Genomic DNA, 19,529 nt, shown 5'->3' on the forward strand with positions numbered 1-19,529 from the left:
GCGGCTGACTGCCATGTCGGGTACGGGCACTGTCGAGCTGACGGCAGCGACGGATCGCGGTGAGCGCCTACCTGCTCTGCGCCGGCCAGGAGTGGCCGAGCCGAGCCGAGCCGAGCCGATCCGCCCCGCCGCTCGCCGGGCCTGACCGCAACTCACCGTTCGAGCACGGTCGGCCCGCGTTGATGGCCTCCACGGTCGGAGTGTCCGGGTTCGTCTCCCCGGACGGGCGCGCAAGGGCGATCGGCAGCGACCGAGACCGCCCGACCCGCCACATCGCCGAGTCGTCGGCCCGCTGGCCGCTCTCGCAGTCGAGAGGGCCGATAGCGCATACGGTTCAGCTCGACAGGGGCCGCCGACACCACCAAGGACCAGGCATCGGCCGGAACACGAGTCGGAACGTCGCCGTCCCGGGCGGCGCCACGCCACCCGGGACAGCGGTCCGTCTCAGCCGGTCAGAAGTCGTCGTCGAAGCTGACCGAGCCGGTCACCCCGACCTGGTAGGCGGAGACCCGACGCTCGAAGAAGTTGGACAGCTCCTGGACGTCCTGCAACTCCATGAACGCGAACGGGTTGCCACTGCCGTACATGGGTGCGATGCCGAGCACAGCCAGGCGCCGGTCGGCCACGTGCTGGAGGTACTCCCGCATGTCGGCCGGCGACATCCCGGAGACACCCTGCTCCAGCAGGTCGACGGCGAACTGCACCTCGCACTCGACCGCCTCGGCGAGCATGTCCTTGACCTGCTGCTCCATCTCGGCGTCGAAGAGGTCCGGCTCCTCGGCGCGGACGGTGTCGACCACGTCGAAGGCGAAGGCCATGTGCATGGACTCGTCGCGGAACACCCAGTTGGTGCCCGAGGCGAGTCCGTGCAGCAGCCCCCGGGAGCGCAGGAAGTAGACGTAGGCGAAGGCGCCGTAGAAGAACAGGCCCTCGATGCAGGCGGCGAAGCAGATCAGGTTCAGCAGGAAGGCCCGCCGGTCCTCGCGGGTCCGCAGCTCGCGCAGCGCGAAGATGGAGTCGATCCACTTGAAGCAGAACTCGGCCTTGCGGGCGATCGACGGGATGTTCTCCACCGCCGCGAACGCCTCGAACCGTTCCTTCTCGTCCGGGACGTAGGTGTCCAGCAGGTTCAGATAGAACTGGACGTGCACCGCCTCCTCGAACAACTGCCGGGAGAGGTACAACCGCCCCTCCGGCGAGTTGACGTGCTGATAGAGGTTGAGCACGAGGTTGTTGGCGACGATGGTGTCGCCGGTGGCGAAGAACGCCACCAGCCGGGACACCAGGTGCTGCTCGGCCGGGGAGAGCTTGGCCAGGTCGGCGAGGTCGGAGTGCAGGTCGACCTCCTCCACCGTCCAGGTGTTCTTGATGGCGTCCTTGAAGCGGTCGAAGAACTGCGGGTAGCGCATCGGGCGCAGGGTCAGGTCCATGCCGGGATCGAGCAGCAGGTGCCGCTCCCCCATGCCGGTGCCGGTGCTGGTGCTGGTCTCGGAGACGGTGGTCACTGGCATGCCTCGCAGCTCTCGGGGTTCTCCAGGGAGCAGGCCAACGCCTCGTCGTCGCTGACCGCCACGACCGGCGTGACGCTCGGGGTGACGGCGACGGTGGCCTGCTGGATCCGGGTCGCCGGACGCGACCGCAGGTAGTAGGTGGTCTTCAGCCCGGACTTCCAGGCGTACAGGTACATCGAGGAGAGCTTGCCGATGGTCGGCGCGCTCAGGAACAGGTTCAGCGACTGCGACTGGTCGATGAAGGGGGCGCGGGCCGCCGCCAGGTCGATCAGCGCCCGTTGCGGCAGCTCCCACGCGGTCCGGAACAACTCGCGTACGTCTGCGGGCAGCTCGACGACGCCCTGCACGGAACCCTCGGCGCGCTTGATCTGCTCCCGGATCGCGGCCGTCCACAGTCCCCGCGCCTTCAGCTCGCGGACCAGGTAGGTGTTGATCTGGAGGAACTCGCCGGACATCGTCTCGCGCTTGAACAGGTTGGACACCTGCGGCTCGATGCACTCGTAGCAGCCGGCGATCGAGGCGATGGTGGCGGTCGGCGCGATCGCCACCAGCAACGAGTTCCGCAGGCCGTGCCGGCCGATCGTCTCGCGCAGCGCGGCCCACCGGTCGGGCTGGCCGACCTCGGCGCCCCACAGGTCCGGGTGCAGCTCACCCCGGGCGGCGCGGGTCTGCGCGTACGCGGGATGCGGGCCGAACCGCTCGGCGAGCCCGGCCGAGGTCTCCAACGCGGTCAGGAAGATCTCCTCCTGCACGCGGGTCGACAGCTCCCGGGCGGCCGGGGAGTCGAACGGCAGGCGCAGCGTGAAGAACGCGTCCTGCAACCCCATCAGCCCGAGCCCGACGGGGCGCCAGCGCGGGTTCGACGCCGCCGCCTGCTCGGCCGGGTAGTAGTTGATGTCGATCACTCGGTCCAGGAACACCACGGCGGTCCGCACCGTGGCGCGCAGCCGCTCCCAGTCGACCCCGTCCGCGGTGACGTGCGCGCCCAGGTTGACCGAGCCGAGGTTGCAGACCGCCGTCTCGGCGTCGTCGTTGACCTCCAGGATCTCGGTGCAGAGGTTCGACAGGTGGATGGTGTTGCCCCGGGCGCCGGTCTGGTTGGACAGCCGGTTCGAGGCGTCCTTGAACGTCATCCACCCGTTGCCAGTCTGCGCGAGCGTCCGCATCATCCGGCCGTACAGGTCGCGGGCCTTGACGGTCTTGACCGCCTTCTTCTCCGCCGCGCGGTACGCCTCGTCGAACGCCTCACCGAACAGGTCGGGCAGCTCGGGGGCGTCCGACGGGTCGACCAGCGACCAGTCCCCGTCCGCCTCGACGCGCCGCATGAACTCGTCCGGGATCCAGTTGGCGAGGTTCAGGTTGTGCGTACGCCGGGACTCCTCGCCGGTGTTGTCCCGCAGTTCGAGGAACTCCTCCACGTCCGGGTGCCACGGTTCGAGGTAGACGCAGGCCGCGCCCTTGCGACGGCCGCCCTGGTTGACGGCGGCCACCCCGGCGTCCAGCGTCTTGAGAAACGGCACGATGCCGTTCGACCTGCCGTTGGTGCCCCGGATCAGCGCGCCCCGACCGCGCACCCGGGACCAGGAGATGCCGATGCCACCGGAGAACTTGGACAGCTTCGCGACCTGGTGGTAACGCTCGTAGATGGAGTCGAGTTCGTCGCGCGGCGAGTCGACCAGGAAGCACGAGGACATCTGGGTGTGCCGGGTGCCGGAGTTGAACAGCGTCGGCGAGCTGGGCAGGTAGGCCAGGCTGGACATCAGCCGGTAGAAGCCGATCGCCTCGCCGGGCGTCTGCGACAGGCCGCAGGCGACCCGCAACAGCCAGTACTGCGGCGTCTCCACCACCAGTCGGGTCTGCGGGTGCCGCAGCAGGTACCGGTCGGCGACCGTGCGCAGCCCGAAGTACTCGAAACGCAGGTCCCCGGCCGGGTCGACGGCGTCGTCCAGCTTGCGCGCGTTGCGGGCCACGAACGCGGCGGTGTCGTCGCCGATCAGGCCCAAGCCGTGTGCGTACCGGATGGACTGGCTGAAGCTGGCCACCTGCTGCCCGCGGACCTCCTTGTCCACGTACGCGGCCAGCAGTCGGGCCGCCAGCTTCGAGTACTGCGGCTCCTCACCGATCAGTTCGGCTGCGGTCTGGATGGAGAGCTTGTCCATCTCGGCCGTGGTCGCGCCGTCGTACAGCCCGCTGATGGTCTTCGTCGCCACCCGCAGCGGGTCGATCTCGTCCAGGTCGGCGACCCACCGCTCCACCGCCTTGACGATCTTGTTGACGTCCACCGGCTCGGTGTCGCCGTTCCGTTTGCGGACCTGCATGACGTGCCGGCGTTGCTCCGGCCCCGCCTGCTCCTGGGTCACCGTCATGTTCCCCCTCCTCACGCCTGTCCCCGAGATCGTCGGGTCCGCGCGGGAGGACGCCGCCGGTCACCGACGGCACTGCTGCCGTGACTGACCAGCTCCTGGCGTCGGCCGTCCCACGCGGCCTTCGACCGCCGCACACGTCGCGTGCGGCGCGCTGGCAGGTCTTCGGACTCGTGGGCCTGGTGCTCGCGCCTACTGGCCGTCGCTTCCCAGACCTGGCGGGTCCAGTGCGTGATGACGGCGGTCGTTCCCACTCACCGCTGCGGGGCAGTCCCGGATTCCCACCGGGTTCCCTCTTGCCTCGACCGCCGTTTCAGTGGCGGTCGAACCAGCTACGGGGCACACCATATATGGGTACGGTGCGGAGATGGCAACACCAGATGCTGTGCCGGGCGTGTCGCGTGCCAGATGACGGGCATCCCGGCGACCGACGGCCGGGTACTCGATCATGCCCACTAGCATCGTCGCGTGCAGACTGCGGCCGGGCCCGGCGACCGACGGACACTGCTTGACGTCCTCGTCCAGGCCGCGGATCGCGCACCCGAGCAGATCATCGTGCACGTGCGCGACGACGGCACCGAACGCACCGTCACCGTCCGAGAGTTGCGGGACGAGTCGCTGCGGGTGGCGGGCGGCTACCGGGCCGCCGGAGTGGTCCCGGGCACCCCGGTGATCCTGGTCGCCGACGCCGGGGACGACTTCCAGCCGCTGTTCTGGGGGGCGCTCGCCGCCGGGCTGGTCCCGGTGCCGCTGCCACCCGAGCCGACCCGGGTACGGGCCGTCCGCGAGCTGCTCACCGACGCGGTGACCGTGCTGGACGACGCCACCGAGGCTGTCGCCGACGGGCTGGCCGGCCCGGTGCTGCGGCTGGCCGACCTGCGGACCGGCACCCCACCGGAGGAGCTGTTCGCGGCCGACCCGACCGACGTGGCGTTCCTCCAGTTCTCCTCCGGCAGCACCGGCGCGCCGCGCGGGGTGGAGCTGACCCACGCCAACGTGCTGGCCAATGTGGAGCAGTCCCGGCTGGCCAGCGGCGCCGGACCGGACGACGTGCTGGTCACCTGGATGCCGTACTTCCACGACATGGGGTTGATCGGCACCCACCTGACCCCGCTGGCCATCGGGTGCACGCAGGTCCGCGTACCTCCGATGGCGTTCGCCAAGCGCCCGGCGCTGTGGTTCACCGCCGCGCACCGGCATCGCGCGACCCTGCTCTCGGCGGCGAACTTCGCGCTGGCACTGGCGGTCCGGCGGGTTCCGGCGGATCTCCTCGCCACGCTCGACCTGAGCCGGGTCCGGTGCGTGGTGGTGGGCGCGGAGCCCATCTCCCCCACGGTGTGGCGGGCCTTCCTGGCGCACGTCCGCCCGGCCGGGCTCGCCCCGGCCGCCCTGCGACCGGTGTACGGCCTGGCGGAGGCGACGCTCGCGGTGACCTTCCCGCCGCCCGGGGAGGTCGCCGCGCCGCTGGTGCTGGACCGCGCCGCGCTGAGCCGGGGTCGGGCGGTGAGCACCGCGCCGGGTACGCACGCGGTGGAGCTGATGGACCTGGGGCACCCGGTGCCCGGCTGCGAGGTGCGCGTCGTCGACGAGCGGCACCGGCCGCTGCCCGAGGACCGGGTGGGCCTGATCGAGGTACGCGGCCCGAACGTGGCGCGCGGCTACCACCGGGACCCGCAGGCCAGCCGGGAGACCTTCGTGGACGGTTGGCTGCACACCGGTGACCTGGGTTTCCAGCGCTCCGGCCGGCTCTGCGTGACCGGCCGCGCGAAGGACGTGATCTTCGTCAACGGTCGGACGTTCCACGCCCCCGACCTGGAGGCGGTGGCCTCCGCGACCGTCGGGTTGCCGGCCACGGTGACGGCGGTGGTCGGCTGCACCGACCCGGACACCGGCGGCGAGCGGATCGTGGTGTTCGTGGCCTGGGCGCGACCGCCGGCCGGGGCTACCGTGGTGCTCGACGCCACGCGGGCCCGGGTCGCCGAGGCGGCCGGGCACGACGACGTACGGGTGCTGCCGCTGCCGCCCGGCGCGTTCGCCCGGACCACCAGCGGCAAGTTGCGGCGGCGACGGATGCGCGAACGCTACCTGGCCGGCGACTTCGCCGACCGGGAACGCCGCTGGCACCCGGCGGGACCGAGTGCGGCGCACCGGGTGGCCGAGCCAATGCCCTCGGGGCCGCTGTCCCGGCGACGGGTCGAGCAGGTCGTCCGGGCGGTCTGGGCCCGGGTGCTGGACCGGCCCGCCGACACCATCGCGGCGGACGACCGCTTCCTGGCCATCGGCGGGTCGTCGCTCACGGCGATGGAGGTGCTGGCCGGGCTGGAGGACGCCCTCGGCACCACGTTCGATCCGGCGGACCTGCGGGACTGTCCCACCGTCGCCGCGCTGACCGACCGCATCCTGGCCGGGCCGCCCACGACCCGACCGGCACCGCCCGACGGGCTCGCTACGGCGTCGCAGGACGCCCGCTCCGGTGCGACACCGCTCGCGGTCATCGGGATGGCCTGCCGCTTCCCGGGTGCCGACGACCCCGACGAGTTCTGGCGCGGACTCGTGGACGGCGTCGACGCGGTGCGGCCGGTCCCGGAGCACCGGTGGACGCCGCAGGACGGCCGGTCCCGCTGGGGGTCCTTCCTGGACGATCCGATGCAGCTCGACGCGGACTTCTTCGGGCTCTCCGACGAGGAGGCCCGGCTCACCGACCCGCACGCCCGACTGTTCCTGGAGATCGGGTACGAGGCGCTCGAACGCGCCGGGTACGCCGGGCCGCGTCGGCAGGGCCGTCGCGTCGGGGTCTTCGCCGCCGTCGGCGAGAGCGCCTTCCCGGAGCTGCTGGCCGCCGCCGGTCCGGTCACCGCACCGGCGGCGCTGGTCGGCAACCTGCGCAACCTCGTGGCGGCCCGGCTGTCGCAGGCACTGGACCTGGCCGGTCCGGCGATCGTGGTGGACACGGCCTGTTCCTCGGCGCTGGTCGCGCTGCACCTGGCCGCGCGCAGCCTGGCCACCGGCGAGTGCGACATCGCGGTGGTCGGCGGGGTGAACCTCAATCTCACCGAGACCGCCTACCGGCTGCTGGACGCCGCCGAGGCGCTGTCGCCGACCGGGCGGTGTCGCGCCTTCGACGCCGACGCCGACGGCTTCGTGCCCGGCGAGGGCGGCGCGGCGCTCGTCCTGTGCCGCCCGGACGACGCGTACGCCGCCGGGGACCGGGTGCTCGCCCTGGTCGCCGGCACCGCCGTGGGTAACGACGGCCGGTCGCTCAGTCTGCTCGCCCCGAATCCGCAGCGGCAGTGGGAGGTCATCGCCCGCGCGTACGCGGACGCCGGGCTCGACCCGGCCGCCGTCTCGTACGTCGAGGCGCACGGCACCGGCACCGGCCTCGGTGACCCGGTGGAGGCACGGTCGCTGGCCGCCGCGTATCCGCGCCGCCCCGACGGCACGCCCCGCTGGTTGGGGTCGGTCAAGACCAACCTGGGACACCTGCTCAACTCCGCCGGCATGCCGGCGCTGCTGAAGGTGGTGCTGGCCCTGCGGCACCGGCAGTTGCCGCCGTCGCTGCACCACGTCCGACCGTCCACCCGGTACGACCTGGACGCCGCCGGCTTCACGGTGGTCACCGAGGCACGCCCGTGGACCGCACCCGGACCGTTGGTCGCCGGCGTGAACGCGTTCGGCTTCGGCGGCACCAACGCGCATGCCGTCCTGCGCGAGGCGCCGCCCCAGGAGCCCGTACCGCCGCCGGACGGCACCGGCGTGCACCTGGTGACGCTCACCGCGCGATCGGCGTCCGCGCTGCGGCGCAGTGCCCACGACCTCGCCGCGCACCTGCGCGCCCGGGGCGACCTGGACGTGGCCGACGTGGTCGCCAGCGCGGGGACGGCCCGCGACGACGCGCCGTACCGGCTGGCGCTCGTCGCCGACGGCACCGGGCTGGCCGACCGGTTGGCGGCGGCCGCGACCGCGTACCGGGACGAGCCGGTCCACCGCCGCCCCCGGATCGTCTTCGTCTTCCCGGGCGACGGTTCCCCGCCGGCCCTGGCTGCGGTCCGCGACCTGCACGACCGGCTCCCGGTCTTCCGGGCCCTGCTGACCGGGGCCTGCGCCGCCGCCGGGCCGGTGGCGGGACGGCCGTTGCTGTCCTGGTGCCTGAACGACGGGCCGGACCGGTCGGACCGGCGGATCACCGCCCCGGTGCGCGTGGTGGTGGCCCTGGCCCTGGCCGGACAGCTCGCCGCCTGGGGGGTACGGCCCGACGCGCTGCTCGGACACGGGGTCGGTGAGCTGGCGGCAGCCGCCGCCGGGGGCGCGCTGGGCGTCGCCGAGGCGGTCCGGCGGTCCGGCGCGCTCGCCGATCCGGCCGCCGCCGAGGACGGCCACGCCGACCGGGACGACGACGGGTACGCCCTCGCGGCACTGCGGGGCGTGCCGGTGTTCAGCCCGGCGGCCGGGCGGTGGGATCCGCCGGACCCGCTGCGGTGGGCCACCGGGGCGGCGAGCGGAGCGCAGTGGCACGCGGCGTGGCGACGGCTCCACGACGACGGGTACGACACTGTGGTCGAGCTGGGCGTCGCCGACGGCACCGCCGACCTGACGGCGGCCGGGATCGGCGCAGTGGAGGCGACGCACCACAGCGGCGGCCAGGGCGACGAAGAACCCACCCGGCGCCTGGTCCGGATGATCGCGGTGCAGTGCGGGCCGACCGGTGCGGTGCCCAGCGGTGCTGCGTCGTTGCTGGCCACCGCCGGGCGGCTCTGGGCTCGGGGTGGTCCGCTCGACCGGCCCGCCCTGTACGGCGGGCGGCAGCGGGTGCCGGTGCCGACCTACCCGTTCGCGCGTCGCTCCTTTCCGCCACCGGGGGCGGCGCACGCCGTACCCCTGCACGTCGTGGCCTGGCGGGAGGTGCCGGCGGCGGTCGGCGTACCGGCCCGGCGGGTGTGGCTGCGCGGACCGGGGATGGGGGGTCCGTTCGCCGACGACCTGGCCGCCGCGTTCACCGCCGACGGGATCGCCGTCCGCACCGGCCCGGCGGTCGGTGCGGACGGCGACATCACCGTGCTGCTGGCCGGGGCGGCGGTAGACACGCCGGACGTGGCCGCGCTCGACGCCGCCGTCACCGCGCAGGTACGCGCCGTCCGCGCCCTGATCGACGAGGGGGTCGACCGGCCGGGCCGGCTGGTGGTGGTCACCGAGGACGTGCACGTCACCGGCGCAGCCGAGGAGCGGGGGCGGCCGGCGCAGGCGGTGTTGGCCGGACTGGCCGCCGCGCTCGCCGACGAGCGTCCCGGCCTGCTCGTGCACACCGTGGACCTGTCCTCGTCGGACGCTACGACAGCGAGGGTCGACGCCGTCCGCCGCGAGGTGTCCGCCGTCGCCGCAGACCCGGCAGTCGGCGACGGGCACACCTCACCCGACCCGTACGCGGCGACCGGTGTGGCCTGGCGGGGCGGACGCCGGCTGGGCCGGTTCCTCGACCCGCTGTCGTCGGCGGCTGAACAGACCGGCGACCCTGCCGGTGGTGGACCCGTCGCATCGGGCGCCGTGCACGTGATCGTCGGTGGTGCCGGTGGTGTGGGCGCGGAGCTGGCCCGGTCCCTGGCCCGCCGGGAGCAACCGACCCTTCTGCTGGCCGGTCGGTCGGACCACGCACCGGCAGCGCTGCTGGCCGAACTGACCGCGCTGGGCGCGACGGCGACCTACCACCGGTGTGACGTGACCGTGGCCGCCGACGTGGACGCCCTGCTCGCCGCCGCGCCCCGGGTGGACACCGTGTTCCACGCCGCCGGCATCGTCCGGGTCGGCACCCTGCGCACCAAGTCCGTCCCGGACGTGCTCGCCGTGCTGGGTCCGAAGGTACGCGGCACCCACCTGCTCGCCGAGGCGCTGCGGCGACACGGCCACGATCGGACCGCGCTGGTCGGGTTCTCGTCGGTCAGCGCGGTGCTGCCCGGCCTGGCCGGCGCGATCGGTGACTACGCCGCCGCCAACCGGTTCCTCGACGCGTTCGCGACTGCGCACCGGGCCACGGGCCGCCCCGTCCAGGCGGTGGGCTTCGCCGCGATCAGCGACGCCGGCATGGCCGCCCGGACCGGCAATGTCGGTGGCGGCCCCGGTGCCATGCCGGTCGACGACGCACTGCGCGCCCTGGCGCTCGCCCGACGTGTCGACGCCGCGCACGTCGTCGTCGCGGCCCGGCCGGAGAACCCGGCGACCGCCCCGACGGCCAGCGCCCCGGCGGTCACCGTCCCGGCCAGGGCTACCGTCGCTGTCGAGACCACCGCCGTCGACCTGCCGCGCGGACCGGACGGTGTGGACGGCAGACCAGGTCGGGACGAGGTGGCCCTGCTGTTGCGGCGGCTGCTCGCCGAACCGCTGCACCGGCAGCCCGACGAGATCGCCGACGACACCTCGTTCCTCGCTCTCGGCCTGGACTCGCTGGCCGCGGTGGACCTGGTCAAGCGGCTGGAGGAGGAACTCGGCCGGGAGCTGCCGGTCACGCTGTTCTTCGAGTACACCACCGTCGCCGACCTGGCCGCCCACCTCACCGGGGTACGCGCCGCCGAGGCGGTTCCACCGGTGACGCGTACGTCGGCGGCCGGGGAGCGGACTCCGGTCGAGGGCGAGCCGTTCCCGCTGACCGCCGTGCAGCGGGCCTTCCACGTCAACGAACGGCTCCACCCCACCGTGGCCAGCTTCGCCTTCGTCCAGCAGACCGTCACCGGTCCCCTGGACGCCGGACTGCTCGGGCAGGCGCTGGCCCGCCTGGAGTTGCGCCACCCGATGCTGCGGGTGCGGTTCACGCCCGGTCCGGGTACGCCGCGCCAGGTGGTCCCGCCTGTGCCGGCCCACCCGGTTCCGACCCCGGACTGGTACGCGGTGCGGTCACTCACCGAGCCGCTCGGCGAGGTACGGGAGCGGCTGTGCAACACCCCGGTCGACCTGACCCGGCAGCCGCCGCTGCGAGCGGTCCTCGTCCGGGAGGCACCCGACCGGGCCCACCTGATGCTGGTGCTGCACCACGCCGCCGGGGACGGGTTCAGCCTGAACCTGCTCAGCGAGGAACTGTGGGCCGACTACACCGCCCTGGCCCACGGCCGTACGCCGGTGGCCCGACCGCCGGCTCCCGGATTCGACACGTACGCGCGCCAGGTGGCCGGGCCCGCGCCGGAGGACCTGGCGTACTGGTGGGACCTGCTGGCCGACGGGACGACGCTGCGGCTGCCGTTCGATGGTGACCCGGACGCGCGCCCCGGCCCGCCCCTGCTCACCATGCAGAGTGAGCTGGAGCCGGATCTGGTGGCGGCGTTGCGGGACCGGGCCGCCGAGGCCGGTGTGTCGCTGTTCCACCTGCTGCTGGCCGGGTACCTGCGCTGCCTGGCCCGCTGGAGCGGCCGGCGACGCGTGCCGGTGACGGTGGCGCGGGCCGGTCGGGACGCCCGGCTGGCCGACATCGACCGGATCGTCGGGCCGTTCGCCGACACCCTGCCCCTGGTGCTCGACGTGGACTCCGACGAGCCGGTCGGACAGCTCGCCGACCGGCTCCGGGTGGCCTGGTCGGCGGCGCAGCGGCACGGCTCGGTGACCAGCCTCGACCTTGCCCGACTGCTCGACCGTCCCGGCGCCCGGCCGCGTACCGTCAGCCCGGCCGGGTTCAGTTTCGCCCGGTTCCCGGTCACCCTCGACCCGGACTGTCCCGTCGCCGTGCGGCCCACCGCGGCTGGTTCCGGCTCCGCCGCCACCCGGTTGAGCCTGCTCTGCTGGGAGTCCGGCGACGGCCTCGGCCTGTCCTGGAACTTCCCGCGCCGCCTGTTCACCCCGGCGACCGTGGCCCGGCTCGCCGCCGAACACCGGGACGACCTCGTCGCGATCGCCACCGGCCGACCGCCGCAGTCCGCCGACGTGACCGCTCGGATCCGGGCGGTCTGCCGACGCACCCCGGACGCGGCGGCGGTGACGACCGACGAGCGGACCCTGACCTACCGGACGCTGGACCGCGACGCCGACCGGGTGGCCGCACTGCTCGCCCGGCACGGGGTACGCCCCGGCGACCGGGTCGGCCTGCTCACCGCGCCCGGTCCGCAGACCGTGGTCGGTGTGGTCGGCATCCTGCGGGCCGGTGCCGCCTGGGTGCCGTTGGACGCGGCCCACCCGCCGGCCCGCCTCGCCGACCACCTGGTCCGGGCCGGAGCCGGAGTGCTGCTGCACGACGACGACTCGGCCGACGTCGCGGCCCGCCTCGACGCTGCCACACGACCGGTCTCCTTCGACCCGAGCACCGCCGACGCCGTCGCGGAGCACGACGTCCCGTCGGTGCCCGAGGCCACGCCGGACCAGACCGCGTACGTGATCTTCACGTCGGGATCGACCGGGCGGCCCAAGGGCGTACCGGTCAGCCACCGGTCGATGCGTACCTATCTCGACTGGGCCGTGGCCACCTTCGGTTACCGGCCCGGGGACCGGCTTGCCCAGACGGCGTCGAGCTGCTTCGACGCCTCGGTCCGACAGATCCTGGCCCCGCTGCTGGTCGGGGCCACCGTGGTCACCTTCACCCGCGCCCAGCTCCGCGATCCGCAGGCGTTGCTGTCCCTGATCGCCGCAGACCGGATCACGGTGTGGAGTTCGGTCCCCACGCTGTGGGAGCGGATCCTGCGCGCCGCCGAGGAGCACGTGCGCCGCCACGGCGAGGCACCCGACCTGGCCGCGTTGCGGTGGGTGCACGTGGGCGGCGAGGAGTTGTCGCCGGTGGCGGTCCGGCGCTGGTTCGACCTGTTCGGCGACGCCCGGATCACCAACCTGTACGGCCCGACCGAGGCCACCATCAACGCCACCTGGCACCTGATCGACGCCCGGCCCGACGACGCGGTCCGTCGGCTGCCGATCGGTCGCCCGGTCGGCGGGGCGGTGGTCCGCGTCGTCGACCCGGACGGTCGGGTCTGCCCGCCCGGCGTGGCCGGTGAGCTCTACCTCGGTGGCGTCGGCCTCACCACCGGCTACCTCGGCGAGCCGGAGCTGACCGGGGCGGCGTTCGTGGTCCACGACGGCGAGCGGTTCTATCGCAGCGGCGACCGGGGTCGGCTCGCGCCGGACGGTGCCCTGGAGTTCCTGGGCCGCCTCGACGACCAGATCAAGATCCATGGTCACCGGGTGGAGCCGGGCGAGATCGAGGCGGTGCTGCGCACCCATCCGCAGGTCGCCTCCGCGACCGTGGTGCACCGGGCCGATCCGCATCCCCGGCTGCACGCCTTCGTGCTACCCGCGCCGCAGACCGCCCCGACCACGGCCGCGCTGCGCACCCATCTGGCCGCTCACCTGCCGGCGCACATGGTGCCCGCGCGGCTGCACCTGCTGGACAGCCTGCCGTTGACCGCCACCGGCAAGGTCGACCGCGAATCGCTGGCGGCACTGGCCGCCGCCAGCCGCGTACCCGTCCCGACCGCCGACCCTCATGCACCCGCTCCGGCGGACGCCGATGGCCTCACCCCGCCGGAGGCCGACGCGGCGGCCCCGGCCCGCGCCACCGCCCCGACGGACCGCCGCGCACCAGCAACCGGCATCACCGGTCCGGCCGGTACCGAAGCGGAGCTGGCCCGGATCTGGGCCGGTCTGCTGGACCTGCCGGTGGTCGGCCCGGACGACGACTTCTTCGTCCTCGGCGGCGACTCCATCCTGGCCCTGGAGGTCTTCGCCCAACTCCAGGAACGCCGCGCGGTCACGGCGAGCCCGACGCTCATCTACGAGCACCGGACCCCGGCCACCCTGGCCGCCGCCCTCGACGGCGGTGCGGCCGACGACGACGGGCCGGGCCCGCGCACCGGCGCACCGGGCGCCGTGGACGCCGATGCCACGACGGATCCCGTGGCCGTCGACAGTGGACCGATGGTCGACGCCGGACCGCAGCCGGACTCCACCGCGCCGTTTCCGGTGACCGCCGCGCAGCGTGGCTTCCTGCTCGCCGACGCCGTCACGCCCGGCGCGGGTACCGCCTGGCTGGCCCGGCTGCGGTTGCGCGGTCCGCTGCGCCGGGACGCCTTCCAGCGTGCGGTGGACGTGCTGGTCGCCCGGCACCCGATGCTGCGGACCGTCTTCCCGGCCGGTGCCCGGCCACCGGTGCAGCAGGAACTGCCCGTCGCGATGCGGCTGCCGGTGGCGTACGAGAACACGACCGGCCCGGCCGACCTGGCCGCCCGGGTGGCCGAGGAACGCCGTCGACGGTTCGAGCCGTGGGCCTGGCCTCTGCTGCGGCTGCGCCTGCTGCGGGTCGCGCCGGACGACCACGTCCTGCTGGTGCACGCGCACCACCTGATCGGTGACGGCTACAGTGCCGCGCTGCTGGGCCACGAACTGCTGGCCGCCTACCACGCCGACGGGGCGGCCGATCCGCTGCCGCCGCTGCGGGCCGGTTTCCGGGACTATGCCCGGCTGCTGTCGGAGCGGGCCGCCGCCGCACCGGAGCCGGAGGCGTACGCCTGGTGGTCACAGCGGTTCGGGTCCGCGTACCGGCCGCCGGTGCTGCGGGCGGACACCGACCGGCGGCACCCCGACGGCACCACCGACACGGGCACCGCGGTCCGCGCGTTCACGCTGGACGCCACGGTGGTGGCCGGACTGCGCCGGCTGGCCGCCGAGGCGTCGACCACCCTGTACGCGCCGGTGCTGACCGCGTACCACCGGGTGCTGGCCCGGCTCACCGGCCAGGACGACCTGGTCCTCGGGCTGGCCGTGACCGGACGCGACCACCCGCTGCCGGACCTGCACCGGATCTTCGGTCCCTGTGCGGCGATGCTGCCGCTGCGCCTGGCCGGCACCGAGCCCTTCCCGATTCACCTGGCCCGGGTCGCGGCCGAGGTCACCGCCGCCCGGCAGCACGCCGACCCGCCGTCGATCGCGGCGGCCGTACCCGCCGGACGTCCCGACGGCGCACCGACCGGTGCCCAGTTCTTCTTCAGTTTCCTGGACTTCGACGCGCTCCGACCCGCCGCCCCGCCGACGGGGACGGCCGGACCGGACCGGCTCGACCTCTCCTGGGACGAGGACACCGAACTCGCCCCGCCGCCGCTGGGCACCGACCTGTTCTTGACCGCCCGGCCGGTCGCCGGCGGCCTGCGGGTCACCCTGCGCGGCTCCCCGACGGCGGTGAGCGCCGCCGACCTGGACCACCTCGCCGACCGGCTCCGCACCGATCTGAGCACGGCGGCGACCGAGCCGACCGCAGAGCCGACCGAGACGCACGAGGTCGCGGCCGCGCCGACTCAGCCGCACACGGGCGTGGCGACGGTCGACCGACCGACGCCGCGCGCCGGGACGTCGGCCGCGCTGACCGCCGCCATCGTCGGATACCTGCCGTCGCCCGCGCAGCTCGCCGTGATCGCCGGGCTGCCGGCCGGAAGCCTGCCCCGCGAGCAGCTTCGTGAGCTGCTTTTCCCCGGCGGGCGGCCCCGGCTGTTGGAGGAGTTGTCCACTCCGCTGGGCACCTCCGGCTTCGTCTGTCTCCCCCGTTTCGCCGACGAGCTGGCCACCGCCGGGGACCGGCTCGCCACCGAGGCCGCCGCCGCCGTCGACCTCGCCGCCGGTCTCGGCGCGACGTGCGTCTCCCTCGCCGGCCTGATCCCCGCCCACACCGGGTACGGCGTCGGGGTGCTGCGGCACACGCGTACCGCCACGGCGGTCACCACGGGTCACGCGGCCACGGTCGTTTCGGTGGTCCTCACCGTCGAGGCGGCCCTGACGGCGACCGGGCGGAGCCTGGCCGGACGGACCGTCGCCGTGGTCGGTCTCGGCTCGATCGGGTTCTCCTCACTGCGGCTGCTGCTGGCCCGCGCACCCCGTCCGCCGGCGCGGCTGCTGCTCTGCGACCTGCCGGCGACCGCGCCCCGGCTCGCCGACCAGGTGGATCGGCTCCGCGCCGACGGGCTCACCGCCGCCGTCGAGATCTGTCCCACCACCCCGGCGGTGCCCGACCCCGCATACGCCGTCGACCTGATCATCGGTGCCACCAGCTCGGCCACCGAACCGCTGGACGTCGACCGGCTGCGCCCCGGCACGATCGTGGTGGACGACTCCTTCCCGCACGCGCTGGATCCCGCCCGGGCGCTGGCCCGGATGCGGCGGGTCCGCGACGTGCTGGTGGTCGGCGGCGGGCTGCTGCACGTGGGACCGACCAGCCGTAGCGTGCCGGTGGACCTGCCGTCGGCGGCGGTCGCCGGTCACGCGGCGGCGCTCGGGTTGCCCGGCACCATCGCCTCCTGCCAGTTGGAGTCGCTGTTGCGTGCCGGTACGCCCACCCTGCCGCTGGTGCACGGCCTGGTGGACGAGCCGACGGCGACGGCGTACGCGGCGGCGCTGGCCGGGGCGGGGATCACCGCCGGGCCACTGCACCTGCTGCGTCACCGCGTCGAGCCGGACCTCCCGGCGGCGCTGCCGGAGGTGCCCGCCACCTGAGGCACCCGCTGCTGCGGGTGCCGCACCGCCGGCCGGGAGCTGCGGTTCTCGTGCAGCGCGAGCAGGACCACCGAGGCCAGCACCAGCGTCAGGCCGACCCACTGGCTGGTGCCGAGTCGCCCGTCGAGCAGGGTGAGCCCGACCAGGGCGGCGGTCAGCGGGAAGGCCAGTTCGGCGAGGGTCGCGTTGGACGCGGGCGTCCGGCGCAGGGCGTGGTAGTACAGCGTCAGCGCGAGCAGGCCGGGGATGGCGGCGAGCAGCACCAGCCGGGGCACCAGCTCGATCGGCACGCTGACCGGGGTGCCGGTGGCCGCCGCGAAGGTGGCCAGCGTGACCAGGCCGACGCTGAACCGCAGCGTGGTGACGTGCAGGAAGGACAGTTCGGCGCTGACCATCCGGCCGAGGACGGTCCCGGCCGCCCAGAGCGCCGCCGCGCCGAGCGCGAGTCCGGCCGCGGCCAGGCCGCGCGGCTGCGCCGACAGTGGATCGGGGAAGGCCAGCAGCCAGGCGCCGACCAGCGCGGGCACCGCGAAGAGCGGGAACCGGGGGCCGACCCGCTCCCCCAGCAGCATGGCGGCCAGGACCAGGGCGAGCACCGGCTGGAGCTTCTGCAACACCTGCGGGGTGATCGGGTCGCCCAGGCGGAAGGCGGCGGTGAAGAGCGTGGTGGCCAGTGCCGATGAGCCGGCACCGATCACCAGCACGGCCAGCTTCGTCCGCACCGAGGACCGGGCCAGCGCGCGTACGGCCGGGATCAGCCACGGTGACACCATCAGCACCAGCACGACGTGTTCGGCCAGCACCACGCTCAGCGCGGGAAGCTCGCGGGCCAGCGGTTCGCGAAGCAGGCTGGAGAAGCCCCAGAGACTGGCGGCCACCGCGACCAGCCAGGTGCGATCGCCGGTGGCCCGGCTGGTGAGCGGGCTCATCGTGTCCTCCCGGTGGGTGCCGACCTCATGATCAGTGAACCATTCTCGACCGTCCGGGCCGAGGCGGCCTCAGGCCGGGTGCCGGACGGCGTGCGGGTGGGCCGGGCGAACGGGCCGGGTGACGCCGGGCGGATCGACGGACGGCGGTGTCGCGGCCCACGCGCGAGTGCTGGCCCCGAGGTGACCGGCCCGCAGGTCCAGCAGGTGGGCCACGGTGTCCACGTCCCGGCGCAGCCCTGGGGCGAGCACCGGCAGGTCGTGGTAGCCGTCGGCGAGGAAGCGGCGACGCGAGCCGGGCCCGAGGTGGGGACGGAAGTCGGCGGCCTCGGTCAGCGCCAGCAGGGTGGTACCGGTGCCGTCGGCGTCCGGGACGATCGCCCGTGGGTACGGTCCGGCCGCTGCCAGCGCCGCGTCGAACTCCGCCGGGCGGGCCGCGGCGAGGTCGGCCATCACCACGGCCAGGCGCGCGTCGCCGTACGCCTCGCCGGCGAGCCGCAGCGCCGCGTCGACCTCCCGGTTCAGGTCGGGCGGGCCGATCCGGCCGGCGACCACGGCGCCGCAGGCCAACGCCGTGGCGGTGACCTCCGGGTCGGTGGTGGCGACGACCACGGCGCGGACCCGCCGGGCCCGGGTCAGCCCACCGAGCACGTCGGTGAGCATCGCCCGGGCCAGCGCGGCACGGTCGGCGGCGGCCAGCCCCACGCACCTGGTCTTGGCCGCTGCGAAGGACTTGGCGGGTACGACCACCACCCACGAGCCGGGTGTCACGTCTCCGGCTCCATCCGGGTCAACCGGCCGTACAGTTCGGGCCGGCGGTCGCGCAGGAACGGGCGACGGCGACGGGACAGGTCCACCAGGTCCAGGTCGACCTCGGCCACGGCGATGTCGTCGCGGTCGTCGGCGGCCTGGGCGAGCACGTCGCCGTTGGGGCCGTAGACCGCGCTGAGCCCGAAGTATTCCTTGGTGCCCTCGGTGCCGACCCGGTTCGCGCAGATCACGAAGAGCCCGTTGAACACGGCGTGGGCGCGCAGCTCCAACTGGAACACCTCGCGCATCGGCGCGCTCGCCGAGGCGACGGGTACGCAGAGCACCGACCCGCCGCGCAGGGCCACCACCCGGCTCAGTTCGGGGAAGTGCCGCTCGTAGCAGATGATGGTGCCGACCCCGGTCTCCCCGGTCTGCACCACGTCGGGCTCGGTGCCGCCCGGCTGGAAGTAGAACTTCTCCGGGAAGCCGTTGGAGAACGGCAGGTGCGACTTGCGGTACACCGACTTGAGTTCACCGTCGACGTAGGTGCAGGCGGTGTTGTGGTAGACCCCGGGGACCTGGCCCGCCTCGAAGATCGACGAGACGACCGTCATCCGGTGCCGCTTCGACCGCTCGGCCGCCATCCGGTTCGACGGACCGTCGAGGCCCTCGGCGTACCGGAAGTAGTCCAGGTCGGGTTCGGGTTGGACGAACGGCACCGCGAACAGTTCCGGCAGCAGCAGGATGCGGGTGCCCTGGTCGGCGGCGGCGTCGATCAGGTCGGCGGCACGGCCGATCGTCTCGGTCCGGTCGTCGGTGGCGCGGAGTTGCAGGGCGGCGAGTTTCACGCGGGGACCTTTCCGACCGCCGGGGCGAGGCCGGTCAGAGCCAGCCCCGAACGGGTCTTGTACCGCTTGTTGACGCTGATCAGGACTGCGGTCAGGGGTTCCAGTTGGCGGGCCAGCCGCAACCGGCCGGCGTCGAGGGCACGGCCACCGGTGACGTCGACGGCGAGGGCCATCACCCGCTCCTTGGCGGCGACGTCGTCCCCGCAGACCAGGACGTCCTCGTGGCTCAGGTCGGCGTCCGGGTCGAGCAGGAGGGGGGCGGCCAGATGGTGGAACGCGCCGACCACGGTGGCCGAGGGGACCAGCGCGGCGGCCTCCTCGGCGGCGCTGCCGGCCAGCACGGCGACGCCGTACGGGCCGTGGCGGTCGAAGCCGAGCGGGTTGACGCAGCTCACCACCAGCGTGTCGGCCAGCGCCGGGGCCAGTCCGGTGACCAGGTCGGCGTGCCCGTCGTAGGGCACGGCGAGCAGGACGACGTCGGCGTCCGTCGCCGCCGCCAGGTTCGTCGCACCGGTGACGCGTGCGGCACCGACCTGACGGGACAACTCCTCGGCGGCGGCCTCGGCGCGTCCGGCGTCGCGGGAGCCGAGGACGACCCGGTGTCCGGCGCGGGCCAGGCGATAGCCCAGCCCACGGCCCTGCGGGCCGGTGCCGCCGACCACGGCGACGCGGCAGGAGGGGTGGGTGCTCACCGGG

General features: G+C 74.3%; 7 protein-coding genes and 1 riboswitch. Of the genes, 1 reads left to right on the forward strand and 6 read right to left on the reverse strand.

What is annotated here, in order from left to right; genetic code table 11:
• Positions 1-452: 452 nt before the first annotated feature.
• The gene (locus ACZ31C_RS19070) at positions 453-1,505 is read right to left on the reverse strand and encodes a ribonucleotide-diphosphate reductase subunit beta (protein WP_465796543.1); all 1,053 of its coding nucleotides are present in this window, start codon (positions 1,503-1,505) and stop codon (positions 453-455) included.
• Positions 1,502-3,877 carry a ribonucleoside-diphosphate reductase subunit alpha gene (locus ACZ31C_RS19075; RefSeq protein ID WP_465796421.1) on the reverse strand — a complete coding sequence of 792 codons (2,376 nt, stop codon included), beginning with the start codon at positions 3,875-3,877 and terminating at the stop codon, positions 1,502-1,504. Before ACZ31C_RS19075 ends, ACZ31C_RS19070 begins: the two co-directional genes overlap by 4 nt.
• 136 nt (positions 3,878-4,013) lie before the next feature.
• A riboswitch (cobalamin riboswitch) is annotated at positions 4,014-4,222 on the reverse strand.
• 120 nt (positions 4,223-4,342) lie between these two features.
• Between ACZ31C_RS19075 and ACZ31C_RS19080 the strand changes: the two genes are divergently transcribed.
• The gene (locus ACZ31C_RS19080) at positions 4,343-16,309 is read left to right on the forward strand and encodes an amino acid adenylation domain-containing protein (RefSeq protein WP_465796422.1); all 11,967 of its coding nucleotides are present in this window, start codon (positions 4,343-4,345) and stop codon (positions 16,307-16,309) included.
• Here the strand turns inward: ACZ31C_RS19080 and ACZ31C_RS19085 are convergent.
• The 4 genes from ACZ31C_RS19085 to npdG all read right to left on the reverse strand — a co-directional run bounded on the left by ACZ31C_RS19085 (position 16,255) and on the right by npdG (position 19,525).
• Positions 16,255-17,238 carry a DMT family transporter gene (locus ACZ31C_RS19085; protein WP_465796423.1) on the reverse strand — a complete coding sequence of 328 codons (984 nt, stop codon included), beginning with the start codon at positions 17,236-17,238 and terminating at the stop codon, positions 16,255-16,257. The two genes, ACZ31C_RS19080 and ACZ31C_RS19085, sit on opposite strands and share 55 nt — an antisense overlap.
• 69 nt (positions 17,239-17,307) lie before the next feature.
• Positions 17,308-18,006, reverse strand: coding sequence for a 2-phospho-L-lactate guanylyltransferase (cofC, locus tag ACZ31C_RS19090; protein WP_465796424.1), 699 nt, complete (start codon positions 18,004-18,006; stop codon positions 17,308-17,310).
• Complete coding sequence (locus ACZ31C_RS19095; RefSeq protein WP_131053162.1) at positions 18,003-18,833, reverse strand: nitrilase-related carbon-nitrogen hydrolase; 831 nt, start codon at positions 18,831-18,833, stop codon at positions 18,003-18,005. Before ACZ31C_RS19095 ends, cofC begins: the two co-directional genes overlap by 4 nt.
• Positions 18,830-19,525 (reverse strand): NADPH-dependent F420 reductase, encoded by a 696-nt coding sequence (gene npdG, locus ACZ31C_RS19100; RefSeq protein ID WP_465796425.1) that lies wholly within the window; start codon positions 19,523-19,525, stop codon positions 18,830-18,832. The genes ACZ31C_RS19095 and npdG overlap by 4 nt, the downstream gene beginning before the upstream one ends.
• Between the last annotated feature and the right edge of the window lie 4 nt (positions 19,526-19,529).

This window comes from Micromonospora sp. NPDC023869, assembly GCF_055559695.1.

Excerpts from the sequence above, each read along its gene's own strand:
- ACZ31C_RS19075 (WP_465796421.1), bottom strand. The coding sequence starts at position 3,877 with ATGACGGTGACCCAGGAGCAGGCGGGGCCGGAGCAACGCCGGCACGTC.
- ACZ31C_RS19085 (WP_465796423.1), bottom strand. The coding sequence starts at position 17,238 with ATGAGCCCGCTCACCAGCCGGGCCACCGGCGATCGCACCTGGCTGGTC.